The sequence below is a fragment of the Methylobacterium carpenticola genome (assembly GCF_042748905.1).
Lineage (GTDB): Bacteria > Pseudomonadota > Alphaproteobacteria > Rhizobiales > Beijerinckiaceae > Methylobacterium > Methylobacterium carpenticola.
Map to the genome: position 1 here is coordinate 4,359,593 of NZ_JBHZEO010000001.1, position 21,527 is coordinate 4,381,119.

General features: G+C 71.4%; 17 protein-coding genes. 9 read left to right on the plus strand and 8 right to left on the minus strand.

Annotated elements, in window-relative coordinates:
* Positions 1–208 precede the first annotated feature (208 nt).
* The 3 genes from ACE101_RS20405 to ACE101_RS20415 form a co-directional block, all read right to left on the minus strand.
* On the minus strand, positions 209–679 hold the full coding sequence (locus ACE101_RS20405; protein WP_379133350.1) for a cysteine hydrolase family protein: 471 nt from the start codon (positions 677–679) through the stop codon (positions 209–211).
* A gap of 190 nt (positions 680–869) precedes the next feature.
* On the minus strand, positions 870–2,162 hold the full coding sequence (locus ACE101_RS20410) for a lipopolysaccharide biosynthesis protein (protein ID WP_379133352.1): 1,293 nt from the start codon (positions 2,160–2,162) through the stop codon (positions 870–872).
* A 13-nt stretch (positions 2,163–2,175) separates the two neighbouring features.
* The gene (locus ACE101_RS20415) at positions 2,176–3,183 is read right to left on the minus strand and encodes a lipid II:glycine glycyltransferase FemX (RefSeq protein WP_379133355.1); all 1,008 of its coding nucleotides are present in this window, start codon (positions 3,181–3,183) and stop codon (positions 2,176–2,178) included.
* Between the two features lie 201 nt (positions 3,184–3,384).
* Here ACE101_RS20415 and ACE101_RS20420 point away from each other — a divergent pair, with 201 nt between their 5' ends.
* The gene (locus ACE101_RS20420) at positions 3,385–4,182 is read left to right on the plus strand and encodes a polysaccharide deacetylase family protein (RefSeq protein ID WP_379133358.1); all 798 of its coding nucleotides are present in this window, start codon (positions 3,385–3,387) and stop codon (positions 4,180–4,182) included.
* Positions 4,169–5,293, plus strand: a complete 1,125-nt coding sequence (locus ACE101_RS20425) for a glycosyltransferase family 4 protein (protein WP_379133360.1) — start codon at positions 4,169–4,171, stop codon at positions 5,291–5,293. Before ACE101_RS20420 ends, ACE101_RS20425 begins: the two co-directional genes overlap by 14 nt.
* A gap of 7 nt (positions 5,294–5,300) precedes the next feature.
* Here the strand turns inward: ACE101_RS20425 and ACE101_RS20430 are convergent, their stop codons facing one another.
* On the minus strand, positions 5,301–7,331 hold the full coding sequence (locus tag ACE101_RS20430) for a right-handed parallel beta-helix repeat-containing protein (protein ID WP_379133362.1): 2,031 nt from the start codon (positions 7,329–7,331) through the stop codon (positions 5,301–5,303).
* 407 nt (positions 7,332–7,738) lie between these two features.
* On the opposite strand from ACE101_RS20430, the gene ACE101_RS20435 reads away from it, so the two are divergent.
* Both ACE101_RS20435 and ACE101_RS20440 read left to right on the plus strand, forming a co-directional pair.
* Complete coding sequence (locus ACE101_RS20435; protein ID WP_379133364.1) at positions 7,739–9,205, plus strand: GumC family protein; 1,467 nt, start codon at positions 7,739–7,741, stop codon at positions 9,203–9,205.
* A 153-nt stretch (positions 9,206–9,358) separates the two neighbouring features.
* A complete protein-coding gene (locus tag ACE101_RS20440; RefSeq protein WP_379133366.1) occupies positions 9,359–10,540 on the plus strand; it encodes an O-antigen ligase family protein in 1,182 nt (393 codons plus the stop codon).
* A 163-nt stretch (positions 10,541–10,703) separates the two neighbouring features.
* On the opposite strand, the gene ACE101_RS20445 is transcribed toward ACE101_RS20440, so the two are convergent.
* Positions 10,704–11,678 carry a hypothetical protein gene (locus ACE101_RS20445; RefSeq protein ID WP_379133369.1) on the minus strand — a complete coding sequence of 325 codons (975 nt, stop codon included), beginning with the start codon at positions 11,676–11,678 and terminating at the stop codon, positions 10,704–10,706.
* Between the two features lie 252 nt (positions 11,679–11,930).
* On the minus strand, positions 11,931–12,131 hold the full coding sequence (locus ACE101_RS20450) for a hypothetical protein (protein WP_379133372.1): 201 nt from the start codon (positions 12,129–12,131) through the stop codon (positions 11,931–11,933).
* A 284-nt stretch (positions 12,132–12,415) separates the two neighbouring features.
* On the opposite strand from ACE101_RS20450, the gene ACE101_RS20455 reads away from it, so the two are divergent.
* Positions 12,416–12,703, plus strand: a complete 288-nt coding sequence (locus ACE101_RS20455; RefSeq protein ID WP_379133375.1) for a hypothetical protein — start codon at positions 12,416–12,418, stop codon at positions 12,701–12,703.
* A gap of 327 nt (positions 12,704–13,030) precedes the next feature.
* Here the strand turns inward: ACE101_RS20455 and parE are convergent, their stop codons facing one another.
* Positions 13,031–15,115 (minus strand): DNA topoisomerase IV subunit B, encoded by a 2,085-nt coding sequence (gene parE / locus ACE101_RS20460; RefSeq protein ID WP_379133378.1) that lies wholly within the window; start codon positions 15,113–15,115, stop codon positions 13,031–13,033.
* Positions 15,116–15,371: 256 nt separating this feature from the next.
* On the opposite strand from parE, the gene ACE101_RS20465 reads away from it, so the two are divergent.
* Positions 15,372–15,560: a hypothetical protein gene (locus ACE101_RS20465; protein WP_379133381.1), complete on the plus strand. Its 189-nt coding sequence runs from the start codon at positions 15,372–15,374 to the stop codon at positions 15,558–15,560.
* A gap of 7 nt (positions 15,561–15,567) precedes the next feature.
* Here the strand turns inward: ACE101_RS20465 and topA are convergent, their stop codons facing one another.
* A complete protein-coding gene (gene topA, locus ACE101_RS20470) occupies positions 15,568–18,276 on the minus strand; it encodes a type I DNA topoisomerase (protein WP_379133383.1) in 2,709 nt (902 codons plus the stop codon).
* A 189-nt stretch (positions 18,277–18,465) separates the two neighbouring features.
* Between topA and ACE101_RS20475 the strand changes: the two genes are divergently transcribed.
* The 3 genes from ACE101_RS20475 to plsY all read left to right on the plus strand — a co-directional run bounded on the left by ACE101_RS20475 (position 18,466) and on the right by plsY (position 21,499).
* Entirely contained in the window at positions 18,466–19,416 is a 951-nt protein-coding gene (locus ACE101_RS20475) for an aspartate carbamoyltransferase catalytic subunit (protein WP_379133385.1), read from the plus strand.
* 179 nt (positions 19,417–19,595) lie between these two features.
* On the plus strand, positions 19,596–20,897 hold the full coding sequence (locus ACE101_RS20480; protein WP_379138813.1) for a dihydroorotase: 1,302 nt from the start codon (positions 19,596–19,598) through the stop codon (positions 20,895–20,897).
* Entirely contained in the window at positions 20,897–21,499 is a 603-nt protein-coding gene (plsY, locus tag ACE101_RS20485; protein ID WP_379133388.1) for a glycerol-3-phosphate 1-O-acyltransferase PlsY, read from the plus strand. The genes ACE101_RS20480 and plsY overlap by 1 nt, the downstream gene beginning before the upstream one ends.
* Positions 21,500–21,527 lie beyond the last annotated feature (28 nt).

Here is a 21,527-nt window from a genome sequence, read left to right on the forward strand (position 1 = left end):
GCGGCGGCGGCGACCCCGCAGACGCCGCGGCGTTGCGAACACGCTGACCTTGCCAGGCCGGCAGCCGCCTTTCCGCCACCCTGCGGATCGGCCGAGCCGCGGCGGGGCACCGTCTCGTTCCGGATAGTGCGTCTCGTTCCGCCGATCTCTCCTGGCCGATGTCCGGCAGCGGGTCCCCGCCCCCGGGTGGGACGCAGGTCCTGGTCCCTCAAAGCTCCTCGGCGCCGTGCAGGACGTTTCCGGCACCGAAATGGCGCCTCCGGAGGCTCGCACCCAAGTTGGCGGATCGGTCCAGCGACGAGCCGACGGTCAGCCATGTCAGCAGGGTCGGGTGAAGCCCGGCACCGAAGAGCATGAAGCCGGCGGCCAGGCAGCAGGTATCCTCCTGAAGGCCGCAGACCAGGACGCGCTCGATCCCCGCGCTCCTCAGATGGCCGACGAGTTCACGTTGCGGAAGGTCGCCGTGCTTCACGAACACCCTGTCGGCGGGGACGAGCGGATCATCGGCCGCGGCAGGCTTCCATCCAAGTTGACGCCAGAACGGCGTCACGGCCTCGTCGTGACGCTCAACCGTCGCCACCGAGTGCATGGTCCGCGCGAGCCGGGCAATCTGCGCGACCTGCCATTGCGGCGGGCTGAAGCAAGGCTGAACGTCGATGATCAGGAGGGCCTGTTTCATGGGCTCGCACGCCGCATCATTGGCCGAAGCGGTCACCGGTTCGTCGCGGGCAATGCCGTAAAATCAAAGACTTAAAGCGGCACCCGATTGCAACGTGATCGGGTGCCGCTTTCGTGGCTGCGCCTGCCGCTACCAACGGACGGCAGGCGGACCGCGCAACGGGTGCAAGCCCGGTCGCGTGCGCCGTTCATCAGGCCGCTCCCCCACCCCGCCGCATGGCCGCGACGAGGGAGAGCAGCGAAGCTGCGTGGCCGGCGATCACCGCGCTCGCGGCGCCGGTCACGCCGGCATAGGTGATGAGTGGCCAGACCAGCGCCAGCGAGACGCCCATGCTGACCGCGAGCGAGAGGAAGATCACCCGCGTGTTCTGCTTGGCGCGGAAGTAATGCGCGGTCAGGTCGCGCAGCAGGACCAGCACGACGCCGAGCGACAGGATCTGCAGGCAATGGGCGTAGGCCGCGTAGTCCTGCCCGAAGATCAGGCCGAGCCAGAATCCCGCCGGCCCCGCGAGGACGAGCAGGATCGCCCCGATGGGCAGGCCGAGCCGCAGGCCGGCGCGCAGCAGGGAGCGCTTGAGCGCCGCCTCGCCGCCCGCCGCGTAGGCCCGCGCCGCCGCCACCGGCAGGACGTTCTCGGTGGCCGCGAGCAGGAGGAGCACGGTGCCGACGAGGTATTGCGCCGCCCGCAGGCCGCCGAGCGCGTCGAGGCCGAGGGCGGAGCCCGCGGCGATCCAGACGAACTGCTCCTGTGCGAAGGTCACGAACACGATCGGCAGGAGCCAGCGGGCGATCGGCATGTGGCGCCGCGTGAGGGCGACGACGTGGAGGCGGCGCGGCGAGCGGATAGCCGGCCTGGCGAACCCGATTACGAAGGGCAGCGTCGTCGCGAGCGAGGTCGCGGCCAGCAGCCACACGTATCCGACACCGTCCATCGCCCCGTGCTCCAGCCAGACGAGGCCGCCCGCGAGGGGGAAGCTCGCCGCGCGGGCGAGATCCATCCCGAGCGCCAGCATCCCCTCGCCGCGGGCGAAGAGCAGCCGGCGCAGGGTGAACTGGATGTTCTGCGCCAGCATCAGGGCCGTCGCCGCCACCAGGCCCGGGATGGAGGGCTCTCCGCTCAGACTGAGCGCGACGACCACGAACGCGGCTCCGGGCAGCGAGAGCAGGACGGCCCCCGCGAGCACGCTCGCCGCATAGGTGCCGGAGACCCGCCCGCGCGTGCCGGAGAGCGTCATCATCGGCGCGGTGATGAGCGCGTTGTGCAGCCCTTGCGCGAAGGACAGGACGATCAGCACCAGGGCGAAGGAGCCGAACTCGGCGATGCCGAGGAGGCGGGCGGCGGCGATGCCGCTGAGGAAGCCGAAGCCGCTGACCACGCCCTGATCGGCGAGCGAGACCAAGCCGGCGGGGACGCGGGCGGCGAGGCGGCCCAGTTCGAGCCGGATCCGCGCGAAGGCCGGGGCGGGCAGAACGGCACCGTGCATGGGGAATCGTCCTTCAGCGCCGCGCGAGGAACGCGGCTGCGGCGTCGCGCAGGAGCCGGCTGCGGCCGTAGAGCCAGAGCGGCGCGCTCTGAACGACGTTGCGGCAGAGGCCGCGCTTGAAATCGAAGACGCCGCGGTTCGCCGCCGGGTCGATGCCGCCGAAATCGAACACGTGGTGGCCGTCCGCCTTGGCCTGCTCGACGCAGCGCCAGACCGCGAGGGGCGCCGCATGGGTGGCCCGGGCGCGCTCGTTCGAGGCCGCGAAGAAGTCCGTCCAGCGCGTCGGCGTCCTGTGCGCGATCCGGATCAGGATCGGCTCGCCCCTCTCCCGAACCTCCAGCATCGCCACGCGCGGATCACTGGCGGCCACGTCCCGATAGGCTTGCGTGTCGAGCGTGCTGGAGAAGCCTTTGCGGGCCTTGAGCGCGGCATACATGCGGCTGAAGCCGTCGAAGGCGCGCAGGCGCTCCTCCGGATCGGAGAGAAGATGCGTGCTCAGATCCCCGTTGCGCTCGGCCTTGCGCAGGTTGGCCCGCCAGCGCGGATCCATCCGCGCCCGGATCGCGTCGAGATCCTGCGCGAGATCGAGTTCCAGGGTGTGGTTCCGGGCCGAGACCACGGGGGTGAAGCCGTGCGCGAGCAGCGCCAGCACGGCATCCCGGCGCTCCGGCTGGTGGTAGTTCACGCCGACGAGGTCGCTGCGGCGCAGATCGAGATGGGCCAGGAAGGCCTGCAGCACCGCCTCGGCCCGGCTCTCGCCCAACGGGGTGAGGATCGGGCAGCCCTGGGCCAGGATGAAGCGGCCGGGCCCCCGTCGCCGCTGCTGGTACTGGATGTAGGCGAGGTCCTCGCCCTCGCCCTCGCCGGCGCGGATCGCGATCCGCCGGACCGCCCAGCCGATGCGGCTCTTGTAGGTGCCCCAGGGCCGGGCCGCGTAGATGCTGGCATCGGGCTGCCGCCCGATCGCGCTGTCCCATTCCGTGGCATCCGCGAGGTCGACGATCGCGAGCTGGGCCGCCATGAACACGCACACTCCGTTGTCTGCCCCGGCACGGGACATCGGCCGCGCCGACAGCGCGTCCGGCGCAAGGCCGGGGCCAGATCGTCCTGCGTAGTCCCGGCCGGTGGACGGTGGAGTAACCATGCTTCGCTTCGCGTGATAGTGGCGGTTATCATGGGTCTGCGCCGTGTTATGGTGACTCACCATTCGCCTGAGATGACGATGCATCGCTGGGTCAAGACAACCTTGCGCGACACGCCGGGATTGCGCGAACTCGCCTTGCGCGGCGGGTCCTGGCTGCGCACGGTCGCCTGCGCGGAGCCGGGCCTCTACACCCTCTGCTACCATCGCGTGCCGGCCGCCTGTCAGGACGGGTTCGCGGCCCAGCTGCGCTTCCTCCGGCGGCACGGCGACTTCATCGACGCCGACACGGCGGTCGCGCGCGTCGCTGCCGGCTGGCCGCCCGGCGAGCGCGCGTTCCTGATCAGCTTCGACGACGGCTACGCGGACAATGTCGACGTCGCCCTGCCCGTGCTGCGCGCCCTCGGCCTGCCGGCGATCCTCTTCCTGGTGAGTGCCTGGATCGATGCGCCGCCGCAGCCGGAGGGAGAGCGCCTCTACTTGAACCGCACGGACGTCGCGGCGTGGTGCGAGGCCGGGCTGCGCGTCGGCTCCCACGGCACCACGCATGCACGGCTGAGCCGGATCGCGCCCGAGGCGGTCGCCGCGGAGCTGAGCCAGTCGCGCAGCCACCTCGCAGCGCTCACCGGGCAGGACATCGTGCATTTCGCCTGCCCCTGGGGCGTGGCCGGGCATGATTTCGATCCGGACCGCGACCCCGGCCTCGCGCGGGCGTCCGGCTACCGGAGCTTCTTCACGACGCGGCGCGGCCACGCCGCCCGACCGGAGGACCTGCTGCTGATGCCCCGCCACGTGGTCGAGCCGCACTGGGCTCTGTTCGAATTCGAGGCGCTCCTCGGCGGGCCCAAGCTCGGGTGGCGGTTCCATGGCACGGCCTGAGCCCGGGGCGCCCCGCCCGGTCGTGGTGGTGACGGGCGCGCTCGCCCCCTACACCCACCGGCTCTACGAGCATCTGGCGGGCGAGCTCGACCGGCCCCTGCACGTTCTCTCGTGCACGCCGCGGGAGGCCGCCCGGCAATGGGTGGTGCCGGCGCCCCGCCACTACCGGCACGCCGTGCTGCCGGGCTTGCGCTGGCATCGCGACTCGATCCGCAATCTCTACGTGAATCCGGCCGTGGTACCGCGGCTCCTCGCCCTCCGGCCGGCGGCCCTCGTCCTCAACGACTTCTCGCCGACGATGGGGTTTGCTGCCGCGGCGGCCCGGCTGCGGGGCATCCCCTACGCGATCCGGACCGACGGCGTGCCCGAGACCGATCCGGGCGGACGCTCGCGCCCGCACCGCCTCCTGCGGCGCGGCATCGTGTCGGGGGCGGCCTTCGGGCTCGGACCGAGCGCGGGCAGCGCGCGGCTCCTCGCGCGCTACGGCCTGGCCGCCGACCGCTTCGCGCTGAGCCCCCTGTTCCCGGCCTGGAGCCCGGCCGCCGCGCCGCCGCCCGGGGCGGCGCGCCCCTACGACCTGCTGTTCTGCGGCATGCTGAACGAGGCGGTGAAGGGCGCCCGCTTCTTCACCGAGGTGGTGCTGGGCTGCCTCGCGCGCGGGCGCCGGCTCTCCGTGCGGGTGGCGGGCGACGGGCCGCTGCGGAGCGAGATGGAGGCGCGCTTCGCCGAGGCCGGCGTGCCGGCGCGGTTCGACGGCTTCCTGTCCCAGGATGCCCTGGCGGAGACCTACGCCTCGGCCCGGCTGTTCCTGTTCCCGAGCCGCGGGGATGTCTGGGGCATCGTGGTCCAGGAGGCGCTCCAGAGCGGGGCGACGGTGCTGGCCTCGCCTCATTCGGGTGTGGCGCGCGAACTGCTGGAGGCCGAGGGCTGCGGCATCGTGCGCCCCCTCGACCGCGACGCCTGGATCGCGGCCACGCTCGAGCTGCTCGACGATCCGGCGCGGCGGAGCGCCCTGCGGGCCGCCGCGGCCGCGGTCCTGCCCCGCTACACGCCCGAGGGCGCGGCAAGCGGCTATCACGCGGCCGTCGAGCGGATGCTCGCGGCGGCCTGAGCCCGCCTCAGGGGGCCCGGAACGGGCGCTCCAGCAGCGTGTCCCGGCGCATCCCGGCGGGATCCATGCGCCGCGCAACCCTGCCGTCCGCGAGCGCCCGCGCCAGGGCGTCGGGCGCGGCGAGGCCCGGCAGGTCGAGGAGCGTGTTGAACAGGATGGTCTGGCGGCGCGGATCACCCTCCTGCTCGAAGAACAGGTCGCGGCCGTTGATGATCAGGTTGCCGGTGATCTCGTTGTTGCGGGCCACCGTCGGCTCGTCCGACAGAAGGGCGGCAAGGCCGGGATAGCGCTCGCGCCAGCGCGCGGAGGCGACCGGCACGGCGGCGTAGGCGGCGCGTACCTCCGAATGGGGATCCGACACCGCCGCCGCCATCCAGGTCTCCCCGCGGGAATCGAGGCTCACGGCCGGGCTCGACGCCACGAAGACGTTGTCGGTGATCGCGTTGTCGCTGCCGCCGCCGACGAAGACCGGCTTCTGCACCCCGACGAACAGATTGCGGCTGACGCTGAACCCGCTCGCCATGTCGTCGAGATAGACGCCCTTCACCTCGAAGCCGGGGGCGGGCGTGACGTCGTGGACGTAGTTCTCGCGGATGGCGGAGCCGCGGGCGGTCCAGTCGCGCCCGGCATAGATCGCCCCGGAATCGCTGAGGCCGTACAGGAGCCGGGCGACCTCGTTGCGGGCGAAGAGATGATCGTTCCCGCGCAGATGGACCGCGTAGCCGACCGCGTCGTGGATGTAGTTGCCCACCACCTGCGCCCCGACGCCGTCGACGTCGATGGCGGGGTTCTGCGTCGGGGCGAGCCGGGCGAAGCGGGTGAGGCGGCTGTCGCGGACGAACAGGCCGCCCGGCACCAGGGCGGCGCGGTCGCCGCCGACGAGGCGGATCGCCGCCGCGCCGATGTCGTGGATCGTGCAGCCGTCGAGGCCGCCGCCGGCGACGCCCTCGAACACGGCGGCGCGGCCGGCCGCCCAGCCGAGATCGCTGTGACGGATGACGATGTCGGCGCCGCCCCGCACCACGACGAGGTCGCCGCGCGCCCGTTCGAGCCGCAGGTTCTCGATCGCTACGTGCCGGGCGCCCTCGGCCACGATCAGGCTCTCGGCGACGCTCGCTTCGAGATCGGGCCCCCCGGCGGCCGGCCACGCGAGCAGGAGGCCGCGCCGCCCGTCGCGCCACCACTCGCCGGGCGCGTCGAGCTCGCTCAGGGCATGGAGCACGACCGCCCGCCCACCGGACTTCACCCCCTCGTAGGGCGGTTCGGCGAGGGTGAGGCCGCCCCGCCCGTCGACCCGCTCGACCGGGATGGTCTCGCGCAGCCAGTCCCATTGCCAGAAGCCCTCGGCCCAGAGGTCTGGCTCGTGCTCCCAGGAGCGGCCGGGCGGGTCCTTGAAGGCGAAGGCGGGGGACCCGGCGCCCGCGACCGGCACCACCGTGGCGTCGCCCTCGTTCGGCCAGCGGGCGGGATGCAGAGCCCCGCCGCGGTCGAACACCTCCATCGCCTGCGCGGAACGCTCGCCGAGGCGGTTCGTCTGCCGGAAGCGCGGCTCGCGCCGCAGGGTCTCGGGCAGCCGGTAGGCCCGGACCTGCCCCCGCGCCGCCGCGGGAAGCCGTGCGCTCAGGTCGGCCGGCATCGGCGCGGGTGGCAGGGGCAGGCTGCCCGCGAGACGCGAGGTTCCGTCCGGCGCGCCGCGGATCACGAGGGGGGCCTCCCGCGTGCCGCCGTGCTCGGGCCCGATCCGGACCGCCTGCGCGAGCCGGTGCAGCCCCGGTTCGAGAGCGATGACGATCGGCGCCCCCGTCCCACGCCGCCGCAGCTCCGCCGCGCGGGCGAGCGCCTCTCCGAGGCTGGTGAACCGATCCTGGGTTGGGCGCGCGAGGGGGGCATCGCTCGGGGCGACCCGGAGGATGCGGGCCGGCGCCTCGCCCGCGGCGGCCGGCGCCGCGACGGGGATCCAGGATGCGAGGATCGCGACCGCGAACCGCCCCAGGCGAGGCGACCCGCGTCGTGCGGCCGATGACCGGATCCTGCACATTGCTTCAGGGCCAGGATTGCAAAGCCACACCATTTCCCCGTCCATCGCATCCAATAAGGTTGATCTTAGAAAGATAGACGGAAGAAATACTTACCCTATGCCATCGATTTCCCGGACGATCGGAGCGGGAGCGGACGGGGATCCGGGAAGGGGTGGTTCACCAGGTGCAATCCCACCTCTGGGGCGGTTCAACAGCCCGCTGCGGGTTGTCGGGGTTCCCCGGCGCCTGCGCCATCCGTGCTGTCCCGGGATCCGCGCCGCATCTGGCGCGGCGGTTGCGACCCTCCCGCCGAGAGCGTCCGGCCGGGCGCCGATCGTATCGAAACGGGACGGAGCCGCGCCGCGCGGCCGAGCCCTGGGCGAGCGGGTCCGGCCCTCGGTGTCGCAAAGGCACAGCGGAGACCACAGTGACCACGCATCTTTCGCGATCGATGCTCCAGAACGCCGGCACCCGAGACGCCGATGCCTTCGTCAGCATCGGGCCGGTCCTCGATCTGCGCGCGCTCCTCGGCATTCTCGGCCGTCAGAAGCTGTGGCTGCTGCTGCCGCCGGTCCTCGCGCTCGTGCTGGTGCTCGCCGTCGCCCCGCTCATCCCCGAGCGCTATCAGGCCAGCACGCAGCTCCTGATCGATCCGCGCGGCCTGCAAGTGGTCGACAAGGAACTCACGCCGAGCGCGCAGACCAGCGACGCCAGCATGACCATCGTCGAGAGCCAGGTCCGGGTGATCACCTCCGAGCGCGTGCTCCGCGACCTGATCGCCCGCGAGCGCCTGACCACGGATCCGGAATTCGCCCGGACGGGCGGTCCCCTGGCGCCCCTGCGCGCCGCCGTGAGGCGCCTGATCGGGGGCGCGGAGGTGCCGGAGGAACCGACGCTGCGCGTGCTGCGGCTCCTCCAGAAACGCGTGAGCGTCAAGCGCAACGAGCGCAGCTACATCATCGACATCGCCGTCGAGGCGTCGAGCCCCCAGATGGCCGCCCGCCTCGCCGACGCGCTGGCCACCGCGTATCTCGAGGGCGAATTCTCGGCGCGCAGCGACCTCGCTAGGCGCGTCGGCGTCTCCCTCTCGGCGCGCCTGTCCGAGCTGCGCGACGAGGTGCGCACCGCCGAGGAGCGCGTCGAGGCCTTCAAGGCCGAGAGCAACATCGTGGGCGCCGCGGGCCGCCTCGTCAGCGAGCAGCAGCTCTCCGACCTCAACGGCCAGCTCGTGGTGGCGCGGGCGCGGACGGCGGAGCTCAAGGTGCGCACCGAGCAGATCGAGCAGGCGCGCCGCAGCGGCGATGCGTCCTCCATCACCGAGGCGGTTCAGTCGCAGACCATCGCGCAGATGCGCTCCCAACTCCTCGACATCAAGCGCCGGCAATCCGACGCCATGACGCTGCTCGGTGCGCGCCATCCGGAGGTGGTGACGCTCGAAGCCCAGGCCCGCACCGCCCGGGGCCAGATCCGCGAGGAACTCGACCGGATCGCGAATGCGGCCCGCATCGATTACGAGCGCGCCCGGGCCAACGAGGCCTCGCTGTCGCGCAGCCTCGACGGATTGAAGAATGACGCCCTCTCGACCAACCGGGCCTTCGTGCGCCTGCGCGAGCTGGAGCGCGCGGTGGAGAGCAGCCGCAGCGTCTACGAATCCTTCCTGCGCCGCGCCAAGGAGGTGAGCGAGCAGCAGGCCGTCGACAGCGCGAATTCGCGGGTGATCTCGCGGGCGGTGCCGCCGCGCGATTCCACCAACATGCCGCTGGTCGTCCTGCTGCTCGCGGCGCTCGTCGCGGGCGGCGGCATCGGCGTCTGCGCGGCGTGGCTGCGCGACGCGCTGCGCCGCCCCGGCCTGCCCGTCCCGCCGCGGGACGTCTACCGGCACCGCGCCGCCTGAGATCCGTCTCGCCGGGGCACGCGTCCCCGGCCCTCGGCGGAACGGCCTCATGCCGCTCCGCCGAGCGTCTCGTTTTCGCAGCAACGTCGCCGCCGGGCCGGTCGCCGCTTCGGTGAAGGATGCCCAGGACCGGTCGAGACCGCGGGAGCCGCCATGGGTGCCATCCAGTATCGTGCGCTGCGGGACGATCCCCGGGTCGGCTTCTGGACCGCCGTGGTGATCGCGGCGATCCTGGCGGTCTGGCGGCTCGGCAGCTTCGCCGATGCGAGCGGCGGCAGCCAGACCAAGTACATCCTCTACGTCCTGCCGCTCGCCTGCCTCGTCGCGCAGGTCTGCGCGCGCCGGTTCGTCGTCCCGATCAGCGCCCCCGGCCTGCAGGCGGTCGGGCTCTACCTCCTCGCGGTGGGCGCGTCCCTCGCGGTGAGCCGGTCGACGAACGCGTTCACGCTGCGCGACGTGCTCATCATCGCCACCTACCTGCTGATGTTCGGGGTGTCGTGGTCGGCTTCCCCGCGCGAGGTTCTCGCGATGGGCATCACCTGCTTCGTCTGCATGGCCATCGAGGCGTTCCAGGACGGCATCAGCTTCAACGTCGACATCCTCGATTCCGACGGCATCCTCGAATCCGTGATGGCCTTCCCGCTCGGCGTGATCGTCCTCTACTGCATCCGCACGCGCCGGCTCGGCCCGGGGATCCTGGCCACGCTCCTGTTCTTCGCCGCCTACAAGCGGATCGCCATCCTGGCCGTCATCGGCGTGGTGGCCTTCGAGTGGGGGCTGGCCCTGGTCGGCCTCGCGCACCGGCGGCGCGCCGTCGCGACGACGGCCGTGATCGTGCTCTCGATCCTGTCGCTGTTCTCCGCGCGCCTGTTCGAGTTCGCCGCGGTGCTGATCGGGGGCGAGCACGTCTCGGCGAACAGCGTGTCGCTCGGCCGCTTCGAGTTCGCGCAGGCCATCTGGCGCCAGCTCGACGCCGCCCCGCTGCTCGCGCTGCTGTTCGGGCACGGCCCCGGCTCGGCCGACAGCTTCGTGCAGGCGGCCATCGACAACGCCAGCAATCCCCACAACGACTGGCTCAAGATCTTCGTCGATTACGGGGTCTTCGGCTTCGTCGTCATGCATCTGGTGCTGCGCCGGATCTTCGCCGGCGGTGCCTTCGCGACCTCCGTCCACCTCTACACGGTGATCGTCATGATGACGGACAACGTGCTGATCTACACGTTCCATCACGCGATCGTGCTGGTGGTGATGCGCGCCGCAGCGCCGCTCGCCGCCCGCGCGACCCGGCCGGCAATGGGGAGTGCTCCGGACGTTCCCGCGCCGATGCCGCGATGAGGACGGCCGAGCCGGAGCGGCGGTCCGGGGGACTGTTCGATGCGGTGACGTGACTCGCCGGGCCGGGCTAGCTCCATCTCCGGCCGTCAGGGCGCGCACGCCACCGATTTCGCGCTGATTCCGGATCAGGCCGCGGCGGCTTCCAGCGGCTAAGCCGCAGCCATCACGGCCCGAACAGGACCGCCTCGGTGTAGGACAGATCCGCGAGAGCGGGCGGGTTCGGCCCCCGGTAGAGCTTCGGGGCCCGGTCCGGGAAGTAGCGCCCGACCGCACCCGCCATCGGACCATCGGCATCGACCACGAACCACGGGGCCGCATGGTGGCGCAGCAGGTGGCGCCCGATCGCTCCCAGCCACGCCGAGAGGTCGAGGTCCGGCGAGCGGTAGACGACCTGGAGGCTCGGCACTTGCGGCCATTCCCGCCGCCCGGGAATGAGGTTGAGCTTGCGCCACTGGAGGACGACGAGCCCCGCCCCGTCGCGATCGGAGCAGATCAGGCTGAGGCATCCGTAGGAGTGATGGTCGCGCGCGAGGCGCGCCTGCGCGTCCGGAAGCAGCGCGAGGGCGTCGGGTCCGCAGGCCCGCACCTGCTGGCCGGCCCGCGGCCGGCTCAGGGCCGGAACGACGAGGAACTGTCCGCGGCAGATGCGCCGGAAGCCCCGCACCGCGTGCGTCGCCAGGGTGTGGGGAGCGGGCGACATGTTCACGTAGGTCGTCGTCTTGTCCCGCATGGCGTAGCCGTCGAGCATGACGCCGAGGGAGCGGAACGCCGGCTCCACGTACCAGCTCGACAGATTGCAGCGCAGATGCGGACCGGCCGGCCCCTCGACCTGCTGATAGAGCGTGAGCAGGACACCGACTGCCTGTCCCTCGTGCTCCAGCAGGAAGCCGTAGCGCGGGACGCCCGCGGGCAGGGGCCGGGCCCGGTGCCGCTCCAGGCCGGTGCGCCAGTAGGCCTCCGAGCGGTCGGCGAAGCCCTTGCGGAGGAGCCGCAGCACCGCGCCGAGGTCCGCCTCCTCGATGGCGCGCGAGCGCAGCCTGGGCGCGCCCGCGCCGGTACGGCGCTCGTCCGGCCGGCCGGGTGCGGCGGGAGCCGCCGGGACGGGATCGCGCTCATCGACGGTGATCAGCGCCTGCATTCATGCTCTCCTGCGCGCGCCGTCCCATTTGCGGAGCAGCCGTCTCGGGAGCGAAGACCACGCCAGATCGGCGGATGGATCGAACCGGTCCGTAACGATGGTTAACCTCGCGCGGGCACCCGGCGGCACTCGCGGTTCCGGTGTCCCTGGCGCGATCTGAACGCGACGCCGCACCCGTCGTGCCCGTGCCGTTCCGGAACGGGCGGGTCCGACCCGCGGGGCCGGCGATCACCCGATCCGGGGCCGGAGCGATCACTTTCCCGGGTTGAGGATGCGGCGAACCTCGCTGAAGAAGTCGACGGCGGCATCCTTCTCCGCATCCGCGCGGTCGTCGTTCGACGCCACCGTCATGATCTGCGCATCCAGGCGACCGTTGACGAAGCCGCGGAAGTTGGGGTCCCGGTCGTTCAGGTACTTGGCCAGCATCATGATCGCGGTCTCGATCACGCGCACGCGGGTCTCGAATTCCATCGCTGACATTCCGTTGGGGCTGAGTATGTCCCGGGCCGTGACTCGATCGTCAGATGACCGGTCGCGCCGACGCCAATCGCCGTTCGACGACTTCTCCTCGGCCCGGACTCAGAATCGCCGAGACGGCTTAATGAAGCGTGCATCGGGCTGCGCGGCTCTTCACGGCCGGCTCTTGGCAATCCTGCCAATCTCCCGGCAACCGAAACACGGGCGACGCGTTGAGGCGCTGAGTTGCACTATCGGGATGATGCGCCGGAGCGATCAGGATGCAGAAGTCGTCGACTTACGGAATGGTCCTGGCGGGTTTGAGCAGCCTGCCGCTGATGCTCGCGATCCCAGAGCCGGCCGCCGCCCAGGGAACCCAGCGGGAGCGGATGGCCTGCATGTCGGATGCCATGACCCATTGTTCGAGCGCAGTTCCCGATCCGGACCGCATCGAGGTCTGCCTGCGGCGCAACTACAGCCGCATCAGCAGCAATTGTCAGCTCGTGCTGGGCCCGGGCGAGCCGGCGATCCGGGCCGTCGCGGCCGGCGGGATGCGCAACCGTCCGTAGTGGCCGGTGCCGGCGATCAAGGATCGCCGGCTCCTCGGCGGGAGAGCCTGTTTGGCGGCTCTCGGCAATTGCTCTCAGAAAACCCTTCGTCCCACCCTCGCCCTCCTTCGAGGCTCCTTCGGAGCAGCTCAGGGTGAGGGGGAGAGTGGGATGGCTGCAGAACCCGTCATACGGTTTCCGGATGATCGCTTCGCGATGCGGAAACCGGCCTCGCTCAGGCGCCGCGCGGGCTCGTGATACGGTTTCCGAAAGTGATCTTCCGGAAACCGTATCAAACTGGCTCCGAGGCGCGCGATACGCGCTCCATCGCCTGCCGCGCCGTACGGATCAGATATCGAGCCCGGCCTCGTCCGCGAAGGCGGCGCGTTCCGAGATGAAGGCGAAGCGGGCCTCGGGCTTGTTGCCCATCAGGCGCTCCACCGTGTCGCCCGTGATCTCGCGCGCCTCGTCCAGCACCGCGACGCGCAGCAGCGTGCGCTTCGCGGGATCCATCGTGGTCTCCTTGAGCTGGCCCGGCATCATCTCGCCGAGGCCCTTGAAGCGCCCGATCTCGACCTTGCCGTTCTTGAACACGCTCTTGATCAGCTGGTCCTTGTGGCGGTCGTCGCGCGCATAGGCGCTCTTCGAGCCCTGGGTCAGCCGGTAGAGGGGCGGCACCGCGAGGTAGAGATGCCCCCGCTCGATCAGCCGCGGCATCTGCCGGTAGAAGAAGGTGATGAGCAGCGAGGCGATGTGGGCGCCGTCCACGTCCGCATCGGTCATGATGATGACCTTCTCGTAGCGGAGGTCGTCGTCGCGGTAATGCGTGCCGGTCCCGCAGCCGAGCGCCTGGGTCAGGTCCGAGAGGAGCTGGTTGGCGCCGAGCTTGTCGCGGCTCGCCGAGGCCACGTTCAGGATCTTGCCGCGCAGCGGCAACACCGCCTGCGTGGCGCGGTCGCGCGCCTGCTTGGCCGAGCCGCCGGCCGAATCGCCCTCGACGATGAAGATCTCGGAGCCCGCGGCGCCGGCCTTCGAGCAATCGGCGAGCTTGCCCGGCAGGCGCAGCTTGCGGGTCGCGGTCTTGCGGGCAACCTCCTTCTCCTGGCGGCGGCGCAGGCGCTCCTCGGCCCGGTCGATCACCCAATCGAGGAGGCGGTTCGCCTGCGTCGGCGAGGCGGCGAGCCAGTGGTCGAAGGCGTCCCGCACCGCCGCCTCGACGATGCGCGAGGCTTCGAGGGTCGCGAGCTTGTCCTTGGTCTGGCCTTGGAATTCCGGCTCGCGGATGAACACCGACAGCATGGCGGCGCAGGTCGCCATCACGTCGTCGGTGGTCACCGCCTGCATCCGCTTCACCTGCCCCACGCGCTCGGCATGGTCGCGCAGGCCCCGCAGCAGGGCGATGCGCAACCCGCTCTCGTGGGTGCCGCCCTCGGGCGTCGGCACGGTGTTGCAGTAGGAGGAGGAGAAGCCGTCCTCCTGCGAGAGCCACGCCACCGCCCATTCGAGGGAGCCGTGGCTGCCCGGCTTGGTGATCTTGCCGGTGAAGAGCGCGTCGGTGACGAGTTCCTTGCCGTCGATCTCGCGGGCCAGATAGTCCTTCAGGCCGGCGGGGAAGCGGTGAACCGCTTCCGCCGGCACGTTGTCCACGCCCTCCAGCAGGGCGGGCGCGCAGCGCCAGCGGATCTCGACGCCACCGAACAGGTAGGCCTTCGAGCGCGCCATCTTGAACAGGCGGCGCGGATCGAAGGTCTGCGCACCGAAGATCTGCGGGTCGGGGTGGAAGCGCACCCGCGTGCCGCGCCGGTTCTGCACCCGGCCGACCTGCTCCACGCCGCCCTGCGGCAGGCCCCGCGAGAAGGTCTGGCGGTAGAGGGTCTGGTTGCGCGCGACCTCGACCTCCAGGAGGTCGGAGAGCGCGTTCACCACCGACACGCCGACGCCGTGCAGGCCGCCCGAGGTTTCGTAGACCTTCGAGTCGAACTTGCCGCCCGCGTGCAGCGTGGTCATGATCACTTCGAGGGCGGACTTGCCCGGGAATTTCGGGTGCGGGTCCACCGGGATGCCGCGGCCGTTGTCGGTCACGGTGAGGAAGCCGCCCTCCTCCAGCTCCACCTCGATGAAGCTCGCGTGGCCCGCCACCGCCTCGTCCATCGAGTTGTCGATCACCTCGGCGAAGAGGTGGTGGAGCGCCTTCTCGTCGGTGCCGCCGATATACATGCCGGGCCGGCGCCGCACCGGCTCCAGCCCCTCCAGCACCTCGATCGCCGACGCGTCGTAGCCCGCCTCCGGCGCGGGCTCCGGCTGCGGCACGGCCACGGGCTTCGGGCGTTTGGCATCGGCACCTTTGGCACCGGCGCTTTCGGGCCCGGCGGCGGAGTCGACGGACGCCGGCTTGGCGCCCGGACCGAAGAGATCCCGCGCGACGTCGCTCACGCGGCGACCTCGCGACGGAGGGACGGCTCTGGCAGCATTGGCACTCATCCTCTCCCTATACCGGAACAAACCGGAAACAGAAAGGGTCCAAACAGGGGCAGAGGCGCGCAGGGCGCGCCGGCGAGTCACCGGTTCGTAAACAGGTTACGTTAAGATTGCTTCACTCCGCACCCCCCTCCGGCCCGAGCCGGAACAAAGAGAGCCTCAACGCGTTACGGCTAAGCTGTCGCCGTGATCACCGAGGAGACCCCAGCCGATGACCGTCGCCACTCGTCACGCGCGTCACGCCGCTCTCGCGCGCGCCGAGCGCGCGGCCGGCCAGGCCTTCGGCTACCTCGACGAGGCCACCATGCTGGCCCACCAATCCGTCCACCGCTTCGCCGCCACGGCGACCGGGGCCGCCGTGGCCGTCGCCGTCGCGGCGACGCTGGCCTGGACGCTCTGAGCGGGCGCTATTCGGCGGCGGCCGCCTTCTTGCTCTTGGCGGCACCGGTCTTGGCGCCGCCGGCCTTCGCCGTCGTCTTCTTGGCGGCCGTCTTCTTGGCCGGGGCCTTCTCGGCCGAGTCCTCAGCCGCATCCGCCTTGCGGGTGCGGCCCCGCGCCGTCGGCTTCTTCTTCGTGCCGCCTCCGGCTTCGCGCCGCGCCGCGATCAGCTTCAGCGCCTCGTCGAGGGTGATGGCATCCCGGTCCGTGCCCTTCGGCAGGGTCGCGTTCACGTCGCCGTCCGTCACGTAGGGGCCGTAGCGTCCGGCCTTCACCGTGACCGTCCGGCCCTCCGGATCGTTCCCGAGCGCGCGGCCCGGATCCGCCGCCGGCCGTCCGCCGCCCTGCTCCTTGGCGACGATGAGGTCGATGGCGCGGTTTGCGCCGATCTCCAGGAGATCGTCGTCCTTGCCGAGATTGGCATAGGTCTTGCCGTGCTGCACGTAGGGTCCGAAGCGGCCGAGATTGGCGAGGATCGGCTCGCCGGTCTCGGGGTGGCGGGCCACTTCGCGCGGCAGCGCCAGGAGCTTCAGGGCGATCTCGAGCGTCACGTCCCCCGGCGAGAGGCCGCGCGGCAGCGAGGAGCGCTTGGGCTTCTCGGCACCCTTCTCCGCCGAGGCCTCGCCGAGCTGCACGAAGGGGCCGAAGCGGCCGTCGCGCAGGGTCACGGGCAGGCCCGTCGCCGGATCCTCGCCGAGCACGCGCACGCCGGGCTGGCCGCCCTCGCCGGAGGTGCCCTCTCCCTCGCCGTCGATGCTCGCCGCCGAGAGCTGCCGCGTGTACTTGCATTCCGGGTAGTTCGAGCAGCCGACGAAGGCGCCGAACTTGCCGAGCTTGAGCGAGAGGGTGCCGCTCGCGCAGTTCGGGCAGGTGCGCGGGTTCGCCCCATCCGCCCGCGGCGGGAAGATGTGCGGGCCGAGCAGCTGGTTGAGCGCCTCCAGCACCTCGGCGGTGCGCAGCTCCTTGGTGCCGGCGATCGCGGCCGAGAACTCCCGCCAGAAGTCGCGCAGCACCTGCCGCCAGTCGATCTCGGCATTGGAGATCCGGTCGAGCTGCTCCTCCAGCTCGGCGGTGAAGTCATACTCGACGTAGCGCCGGAAGAAGCTCTCGAGGAAGCCGGTGACGAGGCGCCCCTTGTCCTCCGGCATCAGGCGCTTCTTCTCCAGCCGGACGTATTCCCGATCGCGCAGGACCTGGAGCACGGCGGCGTAGGTGGAGGGACGGCCGATGCCGAGTTCCTCCATCCGCTTCACGAGGCTCGCCTCGGAGTAGCGCGGCGGCGGCTCGGTGAAGTGCTGACTCGCGGCGATGCGCTCGCGCTTCAGGTCGTCGCCCGTCGCCATCGGCGGCAGGCGGCGGGATTCCTCGTCCTCCTCGTCGTCTTTGCCCTCCTGATAGAGGGTGAGGAAGCCGTCGAACTTCACCACCTGCCCGGTCGCCCGCAGGTCGAGGCGGCGCGGGCCGACCTGGGCGGCGATGTCGACGGTGGTGCGCTCCAGCTCCGCCGATTCCATCTGGCTGGCGATGGTGCGGATCCAGATCAGCTCGTAGAGCTTGGCCTGCTCGGGTTCGAGGAAGCGGGCGACCTCCTTCGGCAGCCGGCCGAGATCGGTCGGGCGCACCGCCTCGTGCGCCTCCTGGGCATTCTTCGCCTTGACGCTGTACCTGCGCGGCGCGCCCGGCAGGTAGTCCTCGCCGAACTCGGCCCCGATGACGCGGCGCGCGTCCTGGATCGCCTCCGGCGCCATGTCGACGCCGTCGGTCCGCATGTAGGTGATGAGGCCGACCGTCTCGCCGCCGATCTCGATGCCCTCGTAGAGCCTTTGCGCGATGCGCATGGTCTGGGCCGGGGCGAGGCCGAGCTTGCGCGAGGCCTCCTGCTGCAGGGTCGAGGTGGTGAAGGGCGGCTGCGGGTGGCGCTTGGCGGGCTTCGCCTCGACGTTCGCCACCGTGAAGGTCGCGAGTTCGAGGTCGCGCCGGAACGCCTCCGCCTCCTCGGCGGTCCCGATATCGAGGCGCTGGATGCGTTTGCCGTCCGCGCCGACGAGCCGGGCATCGAACACCGCGCCCTTGGCGGTAGCCAGGGTGGCGACGAGCGACCAGTATTCCCGTGCCTTGAAGGCCTCGATCTCCGCCTCGCGGTCGCAGACGAGGCGAAGCGCCACCGACTGCACCCGGCCCGCCGAGCGGGCGCCGGGGAGCTTGCGCCACAGGACCGGCGAGAGGTTGAAGCCGACGAGGTAGTCGAGGGCGCGCCGCGCCAGATAGGCGTCGACCAGCGCCTGGTCGATCTGCCGCGGCTGGGCCATCGCCGTCTGGACGGCGTCCTTGGTGATGGCGTTGAAGGTGACGCGCTCGACCGGGATGTCCTTGAGCACGCGCTTGGCGTGCAGCGCCTCCAGAACGTGCCAGGAGATCGCCTCGCCCTCGCGGTCCGGGTCGGTGGCGAGGATCAGCTTGTCGGCGCCCTTGACCGCGCGGGCGATCTCCGAGACGCGCTTGGCCCCGCGATCCTCCAGCTCCCAGAGCATCTTGAAGTCCTGCTCGGGATCGACCGAGCCGTCCTTGGCGGGCAGGTCGCGCACGTGCCCGAAGGAGGCCAGAACCTCGTAGTCGCGGCCGAGATATTTGTTGATCGTCTTGGCCTTGGCCGGCGACTCGACGACGACGACTTTCATGAACGGCTTGCCTCTTCCCAAGCAGACCGCTGCGGTCTTGAGTCTCGACGGGGGCGAACGCGCGGCGCTCGGGGGGAGCCGCCTCGGGCCGGAGAAGTGGGTGAAGCAACCGCGCTTGTCAAATGCCGGGATGACGAGGGCTGCCCTGCTTGCAGGCCGGACGCCCTCCTCCTATAGGCGGGGCTCAGCATGAGCACCCAGCCGATCCGCCCGGGCTTCCCGCACCGTCACCTGCTCGGCATCGAGGGCCTGACGCCCCTCGACATCGCCGCCCTGCTCGACCGTGCCGACGAGGCCGTCGAGATCAGCCGGCAGGTGGAGAAGAAGCGCGCGACGTTGCGCGGCCGCACCCAGATCAACCTGTTCTTCGAGCCCTCGACCCGGACGCAATCGTCCTTCGAGCTCGCCGGCAAGCGGCTCGGGGCCGACGTGATGAACATGTCGGTCGCCTCGTCCTCGGTGAAGAAGGGCGAGACCCTGATCGACACCGCCGCGACGCTGAACGCCATGCGGCCGGACATCATCGTGGTGCGTCACCATCAGGCCGGCGCGGTGCATCTCCTCGCCCGCAAGGTCGATTGCGCGGTGGTGAACGCCGGCGACGGCGCCCACGAGCACCCGACCCAGGCCCTCCTCGACGCGCTGACCATCCGCCGCAACAAGGGCCGGATCGCCGGCCTGCTGGTGGCGATCTGCGGCGACGTCCTGCATTCCCGCGTCGCGCGCTCGAACATCATCCTGCTCCAGGCCATGGGCGCCCGGGTGCGGGTCATCGGCCCCTCGACGCTGCTGCCGCCGGGCATCACGCGCATGGGCGTCGAGGTCTTCACCGACATGCGGGCGGGTTTGCGCGACGTCGACATCGTGATGATGCTGCGCCTGCAGCGCGAGCGCATGAACGGCTCCTTCGTGCCCTCGGTGAAGGAGTATTTCCGCTATTTCGGCCTCGACGGCGAGAAGCTCGGCCTCGCCAAGCCCGACGCGCTGGTGATGCATCCGGGCCCGATGAACCGGGGCGTCGAGATCGCCTCCGACGTCGCGGACGGTGCGCAGTCGCTGATCCGGGAACAGGTGGAGATGGGCGTGGCGGTGCGCATGGCCGTGCTGGAGGCGCTGGCGACGCACCTGCCGAACGCTTGACATGCCGCGGCGGGATTTCGAGCCTGATCGCCGGGCGGTCCGGCGTTCGGAGCGGGAGGGCTGGCTCGATGGGAGTGACACGCCGTGACGGCCTGTATCGGCATATCTGAGGTGGCGGCGCGGCCCGGCCTCTCGCGGTCCGGCCTCGTCCGGGCCCTGGTTCTGAACGAAATCGCGGGCTGATCGTGCGACCCTGTCTCATCTCCAACGCGCGCCTCGTCGACCCCGCCACCGGCCGGGACGGGAGCGGCGCCGTCCTCATCCGCGACGGCCGCATCGCGGACGTCCACTGGGGTGCTGCTCCGCCCGCGCCGGAGGGCGCGGAGATCGTCGACGGCAACGGGCACGTGCTCGCGCCCGGTCTCACCGATCTGCGCGCCTTCGTGGGCGAGCCGGGGGCCGAGCACCGCGAGACCCTGGCCAGCGCCAGCGCCGCCGCCGCCGCGGGCGGCGTCACCACGCTGGTCTGCATGCCGAACACCAACCCGATGATCGACGAGCCGGCGATCGTGGATTTCGTGCTGCGCCGCGCCCGCGACACCGCGAGCGTCCACGTGCTGCCCGCCGCGGCGATCACCAAGCACCTCGCCGGCAGGGAGATGACGGAGTTCGGCCTCCTGTCCGAGGCCGGCGCCGTCGCCTTCACGGACGGCTTGCGCGCCGTCACCAACGCGCAGGTGATGCGCCGTGCCCTCACCTATGCCCGCGACTTCGGCGCGCTGCTGATGCAGCACGTCGAGGAGCCCGACCTCGTCGGCGACGGCGTGATGAACGAGGGCGAGATGGCCTCCCGCCTCGGGCTGCACGGCATCCCGCGCGAGGCGGAGACGATCCTGCTCGAGCGCGACCTGCGCCTCGTGCGCCTCACCAAGGCCCGCTACCACGCGGCCATGATCTCCTGCGCCGATTCGATCGAGATCGTACGGCGGGCCAAGGAGGCGGGGCTTCCCGTCACCTGCGGCGCGTCGATCAACAACCTCGTGCTCAACGAGAACGACATCGGCCACTACCGCACCTTCTGCAAGCTCTCGCCCCCCTTGCGCACCGAGGAGGACCGGCAGGCGGTGGTGGCGGCCCTGAACGAGGGCGTGATCGACGTCATCGTCTCGGACCACAACCCGCAGGACGTCGAGACCAAGCGCCTGCCCTTCGCCGAGGCCGCGGACGGGGCGCTCGGCATCGAGACGCTGCTCGCCGCCGCGCTCCGCCTGGTGCATGCGGGCGACGTCGCCCTGCCGCGCCTGCTCGCCGCCCTGTCGGCGGAGCCGGCCCGGCTCCTCGGCCGCGAGGACGGGCGCCTCGCCGCGGGGGCGCCGGCCGACCTCGTCCTGTTCGATCCCGACGAGCCCTACGTGCTCGACAAGCGCCTGCTCAAGTCGCGCTCCAAGAACTCGCCCTTCGACGAGGCGCGGCTCCAGGGCCGCGCCCTCCTCACGATGGTGAGCGGAGAGGTGGTGCACCGCGTCGAGGCGGGCCGCTGATGGGCGCACAGAGCGGGTTCCTCCTGCTGGCCGCCCTCGGCTTCGGCTATCTGCTCGGCTCGATCCCGTTCGGGCTGATCCTCACCCGCTTCGCCGGGCTCGGCGACGTGCGGGCGATCGGCTCGGGCAATATCGGCGCCACCAACGTCCTGCGCACCGGCCGCAAGGGCCTCGCGGCGGCGACGCTGGTGGGCGACGCTCTCAAGGGCACGCTCGCCGTGCTGATCGCGGCCCGCCTCGGCGATCCGGACGCCGCCCTCGCCGCGGGCCTCGGCGCCTTCCTCGGCCATCTCTTCCCGGTCTGGCTCGGGTTCAAGGGGGGCAAGGGCGTCGCGACCTTCATCGGCGTGCTGCTCGCGCTGGCGCCGCTGGCCGTCCTCGCCTTCGCGGTGATCTGGCTCGGGCTCGCGGCCCTGCTGCGCTACTCCTCGGCCGCGGCGCTCGCCGCCAGCGCCGCCACCCCGGTCGTGCTCTGGGCGATGGGAGAGAGCCGCATCGCCCTGCTGTTCGTGGCGCTCGCCCTCCTGCTATGGTGGAAGCACACGCCCAACATCCGCCGCCTGATCGACGGTACGGAGGGCCGGATCGGGCAGAAGGGGTGAGACGATCCCCTGCCCTGCCGCAGGGGAG